The 12,976-nt window shown below is 72.1% G+C and carries 14 protein-coding genes; 8 read left to right on the top strand and 6 right to left on the bottom strand.

The genetic code is table 11. From position 1 onward, the window contains the following. Positions 1-5: 5 nt before the first annotated feature. The 4 genes from lpxA (at position 6) to KUG39_RS04235 (ending at position 2,937) form a co-directional block, all read left to right on the top strand. Positions 6-812 (top strand): acyl-ACP--UDP-N-acetylglucosamine O-acyltransferase, encoded by an 807-nt coding sequence (gene lpxA / locus KUG39_RS04250; protein WP_190610711.1) that lies wholly within the window; start codon positions 6-8, stop codon positions 810-812. Continuing rightward, positions 812-2,011: a lipid-A-disaccharide synthase gene (gene lpxB, locus KUG39_RS04245; protein ID WP_216913208.1), complete on the top strand. Its 1,200-nt coding sequence runs from the start codon at positions 812-814 to the stop codon at positions 2,009-2,011. The genes lpxA and lpxB overlap by 1 nt, the downstream gene beginning before the upstream one ends. Continuing rightward, positions 2,002-2,625: a peptide-methionine (S)-S-oxide reductase MsrA gene (gene msrA / locus KUG39_RS04240; RefSeq protein WP_216913206.1), complete on the top strand. Its 624-nt coding sequence runs from the start codon at positions 2,002-2,004 to the stop codon at positions 2,623-2,625. The genes lpxB and msrA overlap by 10 nt, the downstream gene beginning before the upstream one ends. Positions 2,626-2,733: 108 nt before the next feature. Beyond that, positions 2,734-2,937: a hypothetical protein gene (locus KUG39_RS04235; RefSeq protein WP_094585590.1), complete on the top strand. Its 204-nt coding sequence runs from the start codon at positions 2,734-2,736 to the stop codon at positions 2,935-2,937. Between the two features lie 8 nt (positions 2,938-2,945). Here the strand turns inward: KUG39_RS04235 and KUG39_RS04230 are convergent, their stop codons facing one another. From KUG39_RS04230 to KUG39_RS04210, 5 genes are all read right to left on the bottom strand, one after another. Beyond that, on the bottom strand, positions 2,946-3,221 hold the full coding sequence (locus tag KUG39_RS04230; protein WP_094585589.1) for a hypothetical protein: 276 nt from the start codon (positions 3,219-3,221) through the stop codon (positions 2,946-2,948). An 84-nt stretch (positions 3,222-3,305) separates the two neighbouring features. After that, a complete protein-coding gene (locus KUG39_RS04225) occupies positions 3,306-4,811 on the bottom strand; it encodes a leucyl aminopeptidase (RefSeq protein ID WP_094585588.1) in 1,506 nt (501 codons plus the stop codon). A 48-nt stretch (positions 4,812-4,859) separates the two neighbouring features. Then, the gene (locus KUG39_RS04220) at positions 4,860-5,474 is read right to left on the bottom strand and encodes a GIY-YIG nuclease family protein (RefSeq protein ID WP_216913202.1); all 615 of its coding nucleotides are present in this window, start codon (positions 5,472-5,474) and stop codon (positions 4,860-4,862) included. Then, the gene (locus KUG39_RS04215) at positions 5,471-6,163 is read right to left on the bottom strand and encodes a ComEA family DNA-binding protein (protein ID WP_216913200.1); all 693 of its coding nucleotides are present in this window, start codon (positions 6,161-6,163) and stop codon (positions 5,471-5,473) included. The genes KUG39_RS04220 and KUG39_RS04215 overlap by 4 nt, the downstream gene beginning before the upstream one ends. Positions 6,164-6,196: 33 nt before the next feature. After that, positions 6,197-6,943, bottom strand: a complete 747-nt coding sequence (locus KUG39_RS04210; RefSeq protein WP_143594110.1) for a response regulator transcription factor — start codon at positions 6,941-6,943, stop codon at positions 6,197-6,199. Positions 6,944-7,077: 134 nt separating this feature from the next. Between KUG39_RS04210 and KUG39_RS04205 the strand changes: the two genes are divergently transcribed. The 4 genes from KUG39_RS04205 to pyrF all read left to right on the top strand — a co-directional run bounded on the left by KUG39_RS04205 (position 7,078) and on the right by pyrF (position 10,929). Continuing rightward, positions 7,078-7,401, top strand: coding sequence for a DUF1825 family protein (locus KUG39_RS04205; protein WP_094585584.1), 324 nt, complete (start codon positions 7,078-7,080; stop codon positions 7,399-7,401). A 6-nt stretch (positions 7,402-7,407) separates the two neighbouring features. After that, positions 7,408-8,817 (top strand): flavin monoamine oxidase family protein, encoded by a 1,410-nt coding sequence (locus tag KUG39_RS04200; protein ID WP_216913198.1) that lies wholly within the window; start codon positions 7,408-7,410, stop codon positions 8,815-8,817. A 130-nt stretch (positions 8,818-8,947) separates the two neighbouring features. Next, a complete protein-coding gene (gene tyrS / locus KUG39_RS04195) occupies positions 8,948-10,177 on the top strand; it encodes a tyrosine--tRNA ligase (RefSeq protein ID WP_216913226.1) in 1,230 nt (409 codons plus the stop codon). After that, positions 10,177-10,929, top strand: a complete 753-nt coding sequence (pyrF, locus tag KUG39_RS04190) for an orotidine-5'-phosphate decarboxylase (RefSeq protein ID WP_286192932.1) — start codon at positions 10,177-10,179, stop codon at positions 10,927-10,929. Before tyrS ends, pyrF begins: the two co-directional genes overlap by 1 nt. Positions 10,930-10,951: 22 nt before the next feature. Here pyrF and KUG39_RS04185 read toward each other — a convergent pair whose 3' ends face one another. Continuing rightward, a complete protein-coding gene (locus KUG39_RS04185) occupies positions 10,952-12,649 on the bottom strand; it encodes a sensor domain-containing protein (protein ID WP_216913196.1) in 1,698 nt (565 codons plus the stop codon). Positions 12,650-12,976 lie beyond the last annotated feature (327 nt).

Genomic DNA, 12,976 nt, shown 5'->3' with positions numbered 1-12,976 from the left:
CAGCCATGACGACATCGGTGCATCCCACCGCCCTGGTCGATCCGAGGGCCCGGCTGGCCTCCGGTGTGGAGATCGGCCCCTATGCGGTGATCGGTCCGGAGGTGGAGATCGGCGAGGGCAGCCGCATCGGTCCCCACGTGGTGATCGACGGGCGGGTGCGGATGGGGAAGGGCAACCGGATCTTCCCGGGGGCCTGCATCGGCCTCGAGCCCCAGGACCTCAAGTACGGCGGCGCCCCCACCGAAGTGGTGATGGGCGATGAGAACACGATCCGGGAGTGCGTCACCATCAACCGCGCCACCGCCGAGGGCGAGCGGACCGTGCTGGGCAACGGCAACCTGCTGATGGCCTACAGCCACATCGGCCACAACTGCCAGCTCTCCGACCGCATCGTCATCGCCAACGGGGTGGCCGTGGCGGGCCACGTGGTGATCGGTGAGCGGGCCGTGATCGGCGGCGTGCTCGGCATCCACCAGTTCGTCCACATCGGCAGCCTGGCGATGGTGGGCGGCATGAGCCGCATCGACCGGGACGTGCCCCCGTTCATGACGGTGGAGGGCCACCCCGGCCGCATCCGGGGACTGAACCGCGTCGGGCTGCGCCGCAGCGGCATGGCCCAGCTCGACGACGGCGCCCAGTTCCGCCAGCTGCAGGATCTCTGGACCCTCATCTACCGCAGCGACCTGGTGCTGGCCGCCGCCCTGCGCCAGGCCCGGGAGCGGCCCCTGCTGGCCGCGGCCGATGAGCTGTGCGCCTTTCTGGAGGCCTCGGTGGGGCCGGGCCGGCGCGGACCGCTGCCGGCCCAGCGCTGATGGTGCGACTGCTGGTCAGCACCGGGGAGGTTTCCGGTGATCTGCAGGGCTCCCTGCTGGTCAAGGCCCTGCACGAGGAGGCGGCCCGCCGTTCCCTGCCCCTCGATGTGGTGGCCCTCGGGGGGAGTCGGATGGAGCGGGCCGGGGCCCAGCTCCTCGCGGACACCACCAAGCTCGGGGCCATCGGCCTGTGGGAACCGATCCCGCTGGTCATTCCCACCCTCAAGCTGCAGGCCAGGGTGCGGCGCTGGCTGAAGCAGCACCCCCCCGATGCGGTGGTGCTGATCGACTACATGGGGGCGAACGTGAACCTGGGCCTGCGCCTGCGGCGGCTGTACCCCGATGTGCCCATCACCTATTACATCGCTCCCCAGGAGTGGGCCTTCCGCCTCGGCGACGGCGGCACCACCAGGCTGATCGGTTTCACCGACCGCATTCTGGCGATCTTCCCGGAGGAGGCCAGCTTCTACGCCGCACGCGGCGCCCAGGTCACCTGGGTGGGCCATCCCCTGATCGACACCCTGCAGCAGCGCCCATCCCGGCAGGACGCCCGCCAGCGGCTGGGCCTGCCGGCGGAGGCGCCGGTGCTGCTGATGCTGCCGGCCTCGCGGCGACAGGAGCTGCGCTATGTGCTGCCGCCGATGGCCGCTGCGGTGGCCCTGCTGCAGCGGCAGCATCCCGACCTGCAGGTGCTGCTTCCCGCCGGCCTGCCGGGGTTCGAGGCGGTCCTGGCCGAGACCATGCGGGCGGCCGGAGCCACGGCGGTGCGGGTGATCCCGGCCGGTGAGGCCGATGCCCTGCGGCCCCTGCTCTGTGCCGCGGCCGACGCCGCCCTGACCAAATCCGGCACGGCCAACCTGGAACTGGCCCTGCGGGGGGTGCCCCAGGTGACCGGCTACCGGGTGAGCCGGCCGACGGCGTTCCTGGCGAAACATGTGATCCACTTCAACGTGGCCCACATCTCCCCGGTGAACCTGGTGCTGGAGGAACGGCTCGTGCCGGAACTGCTCCAGGACGATTTCACCCCGGACGCCATCCTGGCGGCCCTTCTGCCCCTGTTCGATCCCGCCTCCGGGGCACGGGAGCGGGTGCAGGAGGGCTACGTTCGGCTGCGGCAGAAGCTGGGGGAGCCGGGCGTCACCCGCCGGGCGGCGACGGCCATCCTCGAACCGTTCTCGGGACACACGCCATGCGACTGATCGCGCTGCTGCTGGGGCTGCTGCTCGCCCTCGGCGGGCCGGTGGCACCGGCCCTGGCGGCCACCGAGGAGGCCGTGCTGGCCGGCGGCTGCTTCTGGTGCCTGGAGCACGATCTGGAGGTGCTCCCCGGGGTCCTCGACGTGGAGAGCGGCTACAGCGGCGGCAAGGGGGCCAACCCCACCTACCGACAGGTCTCGGCCGGCGGAAGCGGCCACCAGGAGGTGGTCCGGGTGCGCTTCGACAACACCGAGATCCGCTACGACACCCTGCTGCGGGCCTACTGGCGCAACATCGACCCCCTCGACGGCGGCGGCCAGTTCTGCGACCGCGGCGATTCCTACAGGCCCGTGATCTTCACCACCAGCGCCAACCAGGCCGTGGAGGCCCGCAACAGCCTGGTGGCGGCCGCCCGGGAGCTGGGCAAGCCGGCGGCGGCGATCAAAGTGACGATCCGGCCCCTGGCGAAGTTCTGGCCGGCGGAGGGCTACCACCAGAATTACGCCAAGCGCAATGGCGTCCGGTACAACTACTACCGCTGGTCCTGCGGCCGCGACCGGCGCCTGGACACGGTCTGGGGCCGGCGGGCCCGCAGCAGCCAGCGCTGGCAGGGCTGACATCGGCGGTGATGCCGATCAGCCGCAGGGGAATCCGAACAGCCCTTCCCCCCCTGTCGCGACCGGGAAAATGCCTTAGCGTTTGTTCCATCACCGGAGGGCTTCTGTATGTATCTGCTGACCATCCGGGACGGTCTGCAGACGCGCCACATCGGGCCCTACGCGAGCCCGAGGCAGGCGTCCGACGATCTCGACAAGCTCCAGGCCCGTTTCGGTGACAAGGCCACCTGGCAGATCCACCGCCTGGAATCCCCCGCCGAACTGCACGCCCACATCCCCGGCAGGGGTGACACCGAGCCGGTGGCGGTCTGAGGGGTGGCTCAGGCCCGGGGCGGGGTGCGGGGATAGCCACGCAGCAGGCCGCTCTCGATCATCAGTCCGACCCCGGCGTTGATCAGGATCAGGCCCAGGGCCCCGTACCAGACCCAGGGGCCGGCCTCCGGCAGCGACTGCCCCTGGTCGGCCGCCGCCGCCAGGGCCGACCAGGTCTGGATGCCCTTGCGGATCACCCCCTCCCCGAAGAGGCAGAGCCCGGCGGGGAGCAGGAGCACACCGAGCTGGGCCTTCACGTACCAGCGGATCTTGTGAACGGCCATGGGGCGATGCGTTGTCTGGTCTGGAAGCAAACCTAGGCCGCAAGCTCCGGCCGCCAAAGCCGCCGGGGACGGCGGCGCTGCCGTTCAGACCGCGGCGCCCGCCACCAGCCAGGCCACCAGGGTGCGCACCCCGAAGCCGGTGGCCCCCGCCGGATCCAGCCCCCTCGCCTTGTCGCTCCAGACGGTGCCGGCGATGTCGAGGTGGGCCCAGGGCAGCCCCCGGGTCACGAAGTCCTGCAGGAAGAGGGCGGCGGTGATCGAGCCCCCGGGCCGCGGGCCGGTGTTCTTCATGTCGGCGACGTGGCTCTTGAGCCCTTTCTTGTAGGAGCCGCGCAGGGGCATTCGCCAGAGGGCCTCGCCACCGGCCGTGCCGGCGGCGATCAGGGCCTCGGCCAGGCCGTCACTGGGGGACCAGAGTCCGGCGATCTCCTCGCCCAGGGCGATCACGCAGGCGCCGGTGAGGGTGGCGAGATCGACGATGGCATCGGGCTCCAGGCCGCAGGCGTAGACGAGGGCATCGGCCAGGGTGAGGCGCCCCTCCGCGTCGGTGTTGTTGATCTCGATGGTCTTGCCGTTGGAGGCGGTGAGCACATCACCCGGGTGGATGGCGCCGCCGCTGATCATGTTTTCGCAGCTGGCCACGATCACGTGCACCTCCAGGCCGGCGGGACGGATCTCGGCGATGGCGCGGGCCGCCCCCAACACCGCGGCGCTGCCGCCCATGTCGTACTTCATCATCTCGATCTGGGAGCCGGCCGTCTTGAGGTTGTAGCCGCCGGAATCGAAGGTGAGCCCCTTGCCCACCAGCACCACCCGCCGGGTCACCTCTCCGGTGGGCCTGATGGTGAGGTGGATGAACTTGGGGGGCAGGTCGGAGCCCTGGGCCACCCCCAGGTAGGCCCCCATGCCGAGGGCCTCACAGTCGGCCCGCTCCAGCACCTTGAGCTCGAGCCCGAAGGCGTCGGCGATGGCGGCGGCCTCGTCGGCCAGCGACTGGGGGGTCGCCTTGTTGGGCGGAGCCGCCACCAGCCGCCGGGCCAGTTCCACGCCGCTGCAGGTGGCTGCCACATGGGCCAGGCCCGCCGCCGCGGCCTCCCCCAGCCCGAGCACGGTCACCCGGGCCGGCAGGGGGCGGGGCTCGGCCTCGCTCTTGAAACGCTGGTCGTCATAGAGGCCGAGCCGCACCGCCTCCGCCATCGCCGCCGCCGCCGCCGCCGGCTCGAGCCCCTCCAGCGGGAACCACAGGCCGAGCTCCTCGGCACCGGCGCTGGCGGCCGTGCGGGCCGCACCGGCACCGGCCTGGCGCAGGGCGTCGAGCCCGAACTCGGCGGGGTCCCCCAGGCCCACCAGGATCAGCGTCGCCGGGGTGCCGCCGGGCCGCTCCAGGGTGATCGTCTGGCCACTCTTGGCCTCGAAGCGGCGGCGCTGCAGCCAGCCCTCGAGGGCTTCCCCCACCAGCTCCTCGACCAGGTCCCGCCCGTCGCCGCTGCCGCCGCCGGCGAACAGACCCACCACCAGGGTGTCCCCCGTCCAGCTCTCGGTGAGGGGACGTTGGCCGTCCCGGTCGACGGCAAGACAGCGAAACTCCATGGACCCAGCGCAGGCGACCCGTGATCGTAGCCAGCCCAGCCCTGGAATTCAGGCGGGATCGGCCGTGAACGGGGTGGCCCAGCGGTCCCGCGTCTCCTTGTTGAAGGGGGGCAGCCAGCGCCGGATCAGGGCCTGCTCCAGGGCCCGGCGGGGGGCGACCGCCGCCGGCACGTCCGACCAGAAGCGGATGCTCGGCCGCGCCTCCAGGCCCGCCCGCGCCAGGGCCTCGCCGTAGGCCGCCAGATAGTCCTTGCAGTCGTGGTCGCCCTTCCAGCGCTGGTCGGCCCGGCCCGTCTCGCCGACGTAGAGCAACAAGGGCAGCGGCAGCTGGGGCGGGCGATCCATCACCAGATAGAGGGCCGCCCCCTGCTGGGGCAGCCGGGGCCAGCGCCAGAAGGAGAGGCTCTGGGGGCTGAGGCTGAGGGGATCGAGGCGTCGCGCCTGCTCGAGGGGATCGCCGGGGTCGGCGGGGACGGGGAACAGCTGCCCCTGCTGGAGGGGGGCGGCAGCGGCGTCGGCACCGGTGGCGGCGAAGAGCGGTGCCTGATGGTCGGCGAGACGGGCCTGCCAGGCGAGCAGCTGCTCCTGCCACAGGGGCAGCGAGGGAGGCAGCGGGGCGCCGGCCACCGCCGCCGCAGGAAACAGTTCCCCCTGCCGGCTCATCGGGCCCGCCCCGGGGCCGGCGGCAGCACCGGCCCCGGGGCGGCGTCGTAGCGGAACCGGCCGATCCAGCGCTCCACCTGCTCGGGGGAGATCTCCAGGCGGTGCTGGAGATCGGCCAGGTCCCGGAAGGGCTGGCGGGCCCGCTCCTGCAGCAGCCAGCGGCAGCGCTCCGGCCCCAGGCCGAGCCGCTCCTGCAGCAGCCGTTCAGAGGCCTGGTTGATCGCCAGTGGCGGCGGCAGGGGCGCAGGCCTGGGCTGGCCCCGGCGCCGGAAGCGCAGCACCGGCAGCCAGATCCCCACCTGGGCGGAGGACACCTGGAGCCCGGCGGCCAGCTCCCCGGGGCCCGACCACTGCTGACCCTCGCCCTGAAGCCGGATCAGCCGGTCCACCAGCTCAGGGGGGCAGCCGGGCAGCCGCAGCCAGTCGCCGGCCTCGGCGAGGTTGACCTCGAGGCTCCAGCCCAGGGCAGCCGCCTGGCGCACCTCGGCCCCATCCCGGAACCGCAGCGCCGGGTTCAGGGCCAGCTTGAGGGCGAGCAGTTCCCGCTCGACCGCTTCTTCAGCGCCCATCCCGGCGGCCCCAGTCCCGGCGGCCCCTGGCTGCGGCGGTGATGGCGGCAGCGGCGGCAGCTGGCCGGTGGCCTCCAGCAGGCGGCGGGCCAGGGGATCCAGCCAGTGGCGTCCTGCCATGGAGGCCCAAGCGCGCGCACGTCGGGCCTGAAACTAGCGGGTGCCTCCCGGTCGGGGCCAGTCGACCAGGCCCAGCTGCAGGCCGATGACCACCGCCTGGATCCGGCCCCGGACCCGCAGCTTGAGCAGCACATTGCGGACGTGGGTCTTGATGGTGTCGACGGAAACCATCAGCTCCCCGGCGATCTCGTGGTTCGTCAGGCCGTGCACCACCCGCTCGAGCACCTGCCGCTCCCGGGCACTGAGCGGCTCGGCGGCGTCGCCGCCGGGCTCCTGGTCCGCCAGGACCGCCCCGACCAGCGCACGGTCGAGGTACAGGTCGCCGCTGAGCACGGCATGCAGGGCCTGGAGACCGGAGCCGAGCAGCCGCGACTCCGACACGATGCCGTCGCAGCCCGCCTGCAGGGCCTGGCGGATCCGGGCGAAGCGGTGCTCCTGGGTCACCAGCAGCAGGGTGCGGACCTCGGGGTGGCGGGCCTTGACCTGCACCACCAGGTCGACGCCGCAGCCCTCCTCCAGCCGGTCGCTGACCAGCAGCAGGGCGGGTCGATGGCGGCGCACCTGGGCGAGCCCCTCGGCGGCGGTGGTGGCGGCCCCCAGGATCCGGGCGGGCGTGCCCATCAGCAGGGTGATCTGGGCCCGGCTGCCCAGGCACAGCACCAGCCGGACACCGTTGAGCAGCGCCAGTCCCCGGCTGAGGTCGTCACGCACCTGGGGCAGCAGGGGGGTGAGGTCCACGGGCGCAGCGGCGGGGACACCCCAGCGATGGGGGCCAGCCATCCTCACAAGGGAATCGGCTCCATTTCGGTATCGGCCATGGCGGGCCGGGCACCGCGATACGTGGATCCGCACTCCCCAGGGGTGCCCGGTCTCTGCAGAATCGATCTCTCCCGCAGTCTGGAGCAGACGTCCCCATGGCTTTCTTCGACTCCGAGATCGTCCAGGACGAAGCGAAGCGGCTGTTCAGCGATTACCAGCAGCTGATGCAGCTGGGCAGTGAATACGGCAAGTTCGACCGCGAGGGCAAGAAGCTGTACATCGAGCGGATGGAGGAGATGATGGAGCGCTATCAGGTGTTCATGAAGCGCTTCGAACTCTCCGAGGACTTCCAGGCCAAGCTCACCGTCGAGCAGCTGCGCACCCAACTGGGCCAGTTCGGCCTCACCCCCGAGAAGATGTTCGAACAGATGACCCTCACCCTCGAGCGGATGAAGGGCCAGCTCGATGCGGCGGGCTGATCCGGAGTGAAGGACGTCATCGTCGTCGGGGCAGGGCTGGCCGGGCTGGTGGCCGCCAGGGACCTGCGCAGGGCCGGCCTGACGGTGCAGGTGATCGAGGCGGCGCCGGCCGTGGGCGGCCGCATGGTGCGGGCGCCCCTGAACGTGGCGGGGGCCGGGCAAGCCGGGGGCCAGCCCGCCGCCTGGATCGACCTGGGCGGTCAGTGGGTGGGCGCCACCCACTCCCGTTTCCGCTCCCTGCTCGAGGAGCACGGCCTGCGCCGCTTCCCCTCCCCCCACGACGGCGAGACGGTCCTCTGTTTCGGCTCCCATCGCTGCACCTTCAGCGGCTTCTTCCAGGGGTTCCCGGAGGGGCAGCCACCCTCGGTGCCCAGAGCGGACTGGGAGGACGCGATGCAGGCCCTGGAGCGCTTCCAGGAGCTGGTGGTGTCCCTGCCGGAGGGCCATCCCCATCACCATCCCGACGCCGACGCCCTTGACCGGCTGAGCTTCCAGGACTGGATCGAGGCCAACACCCACACCCCCTTCGCCGCCTGGTACTTCGCCTACTTCTGCCGGGCCGTCGGTTTTCTCGGGCCGGCGGAGCCGGAGCAGGTGTCGCTGCTGCACGTGGCCTGGGGGCAGCGCACGGCCTCCCAGGGCGACCACCCCGAGGAGGAGCTGATCCACGGCGGTGCCGGCCAGCTGCCGGCCTTGCTGGCCGAAGGCCTGGGGGACGCCCTGGTGCTGGGGGAGCCCGTGCGGGCCATCCACCAGAGCAAGGGTCCCTCCGGCCCCGATCCGGAGGGCGCCATCACGGTGACCACCGACAACGCCAGCCACCGCTGCCGGGCGGTGATCGTGGCCATGCCGCCGGCGATGGCGGGCGCGATCCGCTTCACGCCCGAGCTGCCGGCCGATCGGCTCGCCCTCCAGGAAGGCATGGCCATGGGCCGCTGCACCAAGGTGCTGGTCGCCTACCGCAGCCCCTGGTGGCGGCACGCCGGACTGGCCGGCATCGGCATCGGCGATCGCCCCTGGGTGGAACTCTGCGCCGACAGCTCCGATCCCGAGACCGGTCTGGGGGTGATCGCCGCCTTCGTGGCGGGCCGCCGCCACGGGCGCTGGTCGGCCCTGGACGCCGAGCAGCGCCGGGCGGCGGTCCTGGGGGATCTGGCCGCCTACTTCGGCCCGATGGCGCTGGAGCCGCTCGACTACGTCGAGAAGGACTGGCCGCGGGAGCCCTTCGTCGGCGGCGCCTTTGCCGGCTGGATGCCCCCCGGGCTGTGGACCGGCAGCGGCGACGCCCTGCTGCGGCCCCACGGCCGGGTGTTCTGGGCCGGCACGGAGGTGGCCGAGCGCTGGCCGGGCTTCTTCGAGGGGGCGGTGGCCAGCGGCGAGCGGGCCGCGGCCGATGTGGTGACCCTGCTGGGCTGAGCGAGCGGGGCACCCCGGCTGCCTACCATCCCCCCCAGGCAGGCGGCTGGTGTCGATGGGGGAAGCGGAGCACGCGAAACAGGCAGCGCCGCTGCCGGTGCCACCGCTGGCCGACGCCCTGGCCCGGGGCATGGCCGACCTGTTCCCCGCCGGCCGGGAGCCCGACCCGGATCAGCGGCTCGAGGCCCGGCTGGCGGAGGCGGAACGCCAGGGCCGGCCCCTGCGGGTGAAGCTGGGCATCGACCCCACCGGCAGCGACATCCACCTCGGCCACAGCATTCTGTTCCGCAAGCTGCGGGCCTTCCAGAACGCCGGCCACACGGCGGTCCTGATCATCGGCGACTTCACGGCCCGCATCGGTGATCCCACCGGCAAGAGCAGCACCCGCGTGCAGCTGGACGCGGCGGCGGTGGAGGCCAATGCCGCCACCTACCTGGCCCAGCTGGGCCAGGGCCAGCCCCCCGAGCGCTCCCTGCTCGACTTCGAGACCCCCGGCCGGCTGGAGGTGCGACGCAACTCCGAGTGGCTCGCCGGCCTGGCGCTGCCCCAGGTGATCGAGCTGCTGGGCATCAGCACCGTGGGCCAGATGCTGGCCAAGGAGGACTTCGCCAACCGCTACGGCTCGGGCACCCCCATCAGCCTGCACGAGTTCCTCTATCCCCTGCTGCAGGGCTACGACTCGGTGGCCGTCGCCGCCGACCTGGAACTGGGCGGCACCGACCAGAAGTTCAACGTGGCCATGGGGCGCGACATGCAGCGGCATTTCGGCCAGCGGCCCCAGTTCGGGCTGCTGCTGCCGATCCTGCCCGGCCTCGACGGGGTGCAGAAGATGAGCAAGAGCCTGGGCAACACGGTGGGGCTGATGGAGGACCCCCTCTCCATGTATTCCAAGCTCGAGAAGGTGCCGGACGCGGTGGTGGAGGACTACCTCACCCTGCTCACCGATCTGGACACGGCGGCCCTGCCCACCAACCCCCGGGAGCGGCAGAAGGCCATGGCCCTGGAGGTCACCGCCAGCCGCCATGGGCGCGACGCGGCCCTACAGGCACAGGGGGATGCGGCCGGGCTGGTGGGCGCCGGCCTCGCCGGAACGGGCAAGATTTCGGGGGAGATAAGCGCGGACAGCGTCCCCGAAGCCTCCCTGGCCGGGCTGACCTTCCCGCTGAAGGCCTTCTACCTGCTCAGCGCCCTGCAGGTCTGCGCCAGCAGCAGCGAGGGGCGGCGCCAGATCCAGGGGGGCGGCGTCAAGCTCGACGGCGAAAAGCTCAGCGACCCCAACCAGGAGTTCGCCAGCGCCGAGGACCTGGAAGGCAAGGTGCTGCAGCTGGGCCGGAAAACCTTCCGGCGGCTGGTGGCCTGATGGCGGACGCCGCACGCCCCGCCATGGCCATGGAGCCCACCCTTGACCCGGCCGAGCGGATCATCCTGGCCCTCGACCGCGGTGACGCCGACGCGGCGCTGGCCCTGGCGGGGGCGATCCCGGAACTGCGCTGGGTGAAGGTGGGACTGGAGCTGTTCACGGCCGCCGGACCCGCAGTGGTGCGGGAGCTGCGGCGGCGGGGCCTGCGGGTGTTCCTGGATCTGAAGTTCCACGACATCCCCGCCACCATGGCCGGCGCCTGCCGCAGCGCCGCCCGGCTGGGGGCGGAGCTGATCACCGTGCACGCCTGCGCCGGCAGCGAGGCCCTCGCCGCCGGCCAGGCCGCGGCCGTGGAGGGCGCCGCCGAGGAGGGACTGGGCGCCCCCACCCTGCTGGCGGTGACCGTGCTGACCAGCTGGGATCCCGACCGCTTCCGCTGCGAGCTGGCCATCGAAGCACCGCTGGAGACCTACGCGGGCCAGCTGGCGGCGCTGGCGGCGGCCGCCGGCCTCACCGGAGCGGTCTGCTCCCCCCTGGAGGTGGCCCGGCTGCGGGCCGCCCATCCCCGGCCCTTCGCCCTGGTGACCCCCGGGATCCGCCCCGCCGGCAGTGACACGGCCGATCAACGGCGGGTGATGACACCGGCACAGGCCGTGGCGGCCGGCGCCAGTCAGCTGGTGATCGGTCGCCCGATCAGCGGCGCCGCCGACCCGGCGGCGGCCTTCGCGGCCTGCTGCGCCGAACTGGGCTGAATCAGCTCCGGCCGGCAGAGCCCTACGGCGCCAGGGGAGCCGCCTTGCCGTAGAGCCAGCCCTGGCCCCGCAGCCAGCCCTGGGAGGTGAGCAGACGGGCCTCCTCGATGGTTTCCACCCCCTCGGCCACGGTGTCGAGCTCCAGGCCTTCGGCCACCCCCACCAGCGCCTGGGACAGCCGCAGGCTCTTGGTGTCCTTCGCCCGCATTGAACAGGTGAAGGACCGGTCCAGCTTCAGCCCGGCGATGGGCAGATCCCGGAGATGGCTGACCGAGGAGTAACCGGTGCCGAAGTCATCCACGTACCAGCGGACCCCACGGCCGGCGAGCTGCTCCATCTGCTGCCGGATCCGGTCGGTGACGCTGAGCAGGGCCGTCTCGGTGACCTCCAGATGCAGCCGATCCGGGCTCACCCGGGCGGCCTCGAGGGCTTCGGCCACCAGCTCGGGGTGATCGGGCTGGGCGAGGGTGGCCGCCGAGACGTTCACCGCCATGGTGAGGCCTTCGGGCAGCCGGGAGAGGGCCGCCAGGGCCTGGCGCAGCACCAGCTGGTCGATCCGGACGATCAGGCCGCGGCGCTCGGCGCAGGGGAGGAAGTCCGCGGGAGTGACGTCGATGCCATCGGGGCGCACCCAGCGGGCCAGGGCCTCGTAGCCCGTGACCTCACCGCTCGCGAAGCAGACGATCGGCATGAACCAGGCGGCGAACTCCTCCATCACCAGTCCGCGCTGGATCTCGGCCGCGAACAGCAGGCGCGTGTGGGCCTCGGTGGCCAGGGCGTCGTCGAGCAGGGCGAAGCAGTTGCGGCCCCGGGCCTTGGCCTGACGCATGGCGAGGCTGGCATCCCGCAGCAGCTCGTCGGGGAGGAAGCCGCCGGCGGTGGTGGCGATGCCGATGCTCACCGTGGGATCGATGGGCTGCCCGCCGATGGTGATCGGCGCCCGGCAGGCCGTGAGGATCCTCTCGGCCGTATGGGCGGCCTCGCCCGCGGAGGCCAGATCACTGAGCAGGACGATGAATTCATCGCCGGTGCCGCGGCCCACCCGGTCAGGCTCGCCGATCTCCCGGACGATCCTCCCCGCCAGGAAGGCGATCAGCTGGTCGCCGCCGGCATGGGTGAGGGCATCGTTCACCGAGGTGAGCCCGTCCACGCCGATGCTGAGCACCGCCAGGATCGAGCCGGAGCCCGCCTGGCGATCGAGGGCCTGGCGGATCCGGGCCAGGGCGACGCTGCGGACGGCCAGGCCGGAGACGGCGTCGTGGCGCTGGCTGTGGTCGAGCTCCGAAAGCCGTCGGCGCAGGTCGGCCGGTTCGCTCGCCCCGCTCCATAGGCAGCAGAGCCACCCGCCGGCGGGGAACAGCCGCAGGGTCCGTGGCGCCACCGGGACATCGCCCGGCCGGCCGGGGGCTGAAACCTCCACGGTCTGGCCAGCCTCGTAGGCCCGGACACCTTGCTCAAACAGGCCGCTTGGGCACCGGGACGGATGGAGATCCAGCAGCCGGGCCCCCACGATCCGGTCGAGCTGGTGGCCATGGAGACGGCAGGCCGCCCCGTTGGCATAGGTGCAGATGAAATCGTGGATGGCGCCGCCGGCGACCCGCTCGGGCCGCAGCAGCAGGAACGGGTCCGGCAGGGCGTCGAGGATCGGCTGGAGGCCGGCCGCCGCACCCGCAGCCGCCAAGGAGGCGTCGGGAAGGGGAGAAGTCCGGGGCTCAGCCATCGCCGTCAACCTCTCAAGAAGAGGTTCACAGTTAACGGCAGTATCGCTGATCACCTTTTTGCGTTTTCTCTGCCGGGAAACCGGATGCAGGAAAGGAAACGTGTCGGAAAAGCCCATCGAAACCGTTCACCATCTCCATGGGGCGTGATGCAGATCCGGGGCAGAAGCACTGGGGTGAAGCAGCCCTTCTGCGGCAAATCTGTAGAGATCACAAAAAAAATGCTAGTCGACTTTCCTGGTTCAGCCACCGTGACGGCGCCACCGTTGGCACCGGGAGAAGCAATGGATCCCCGGCAGATGTTTGCTGCCAGCGGATGGTTGATCCCC

The organism is Synechococcus sp. CCAP 1479/10, assembly GCF_019038515.1.
Classification (GTDB): domain Bacteria; phylum Cyanobacteriota; class Cyanobacteriia; order PCC-6307; family Cyanobiaceae; genus Cyanobium.
Note: the sequence above shows the minus strand (reverse complement) of the source record. Positions and strands in the feature narration are given on the sequence as shown.

Excerpts from the sequence above, each read along its gene's own strand:
- tyrS (WP_216913226.1), top strand. The coding sequence starts at position 8,948 with ATGGCCGACCTGTTCCCCGCCGGCCGGGAGCCCGACCCGGATCAGCGG.
- KUG39_RS04215 (WP_216913200.1), bottom strand. The coding sequence starts at position 6,163 with ATGGCAGGACGCCACTGGCTGGATCCCCTGGCCCGCCGCCTGCTGGAG.
- lpxA (WP_190610711.1), top strand. The coding sequence starts at position 6 with ATGACGACATCGGTGCATCCCACCGCCCTGGTCGATCCGAGGGCCCGG.
- KUG39_RS04225 (WP_094585588.1), bottom strand. The coding sequence starts at position 4,811 with ATGGAGTTTCGCTGTCTTGCCGTCGACCGGGACGGCCAACGTCCCCTC.
- KUG39_RS04220 (WP_216913202.1), bottom strand. The coding sequence starts at position 5,474 with ATGAGCCGGCAGGGGGAACTGTTTCCTGCGGCGGCGGTGGCCGGCGCC.
- KUG39_RS04235 (WP_094585590.1), top strand. The coding sequence starts at position 2,734 with ATGTATCTGCTGACCATCCGGGACGGTCTGCAGACGCGCCACATCGGG.
- KUG39_RS04230 (WP_094585589.1), bottom strand. The coding sequence starts at position 3,221 with ATGGCCGTTCACAAGATCCGCTGGTACGTGAAGGCCCAGCTCGGTGTG.
- msrA (WP_216913206.1), top strand. The coding sequence starts at position 2,002 with ATGCGACTGATCGCGCTGCTGCTGGGGCTGCTGCTCGCCCTCGGCGGG.
- KUG39_RS04185 (WP_216913196.1), bottom strand. The coding sequence starts at position 12,649 with ATGGCTGAGCCCCGGACTTCTCCCCTTCCCGACGCCTCCTTGGCGGCT.
- pyrF (WP_286192932.1), top strand. The coding sequence starts at position 10,177 with ATGGCGGACGCCGCACGCCCCGCCATGGCCATGGAGCCCACCCTTGAC.
- KUG39_RS04205 (WP_094585584.1), top strand. The coding sequence starts at position 7,078 with ATGGCTTTCTTCGACTCCGAGATCGTCCAGGACGAAGCGAAGCGGCTG.
- KUG39_RS04210 (WP_143594110.1), bottom strand. The coding sequence starts at position 6,943 with ATGGCTGGCCCCCATCGCTGGGGTGTCCCCGCCGCTGCGCCCGTGGAC.
- lpxB (WP_216913208.1), top strand. The coding sequence starts at position 812 with ATGGTGCGACTGCTGGTCAGCACCGGGGAGGTTTCCGGTGATCTGCAG.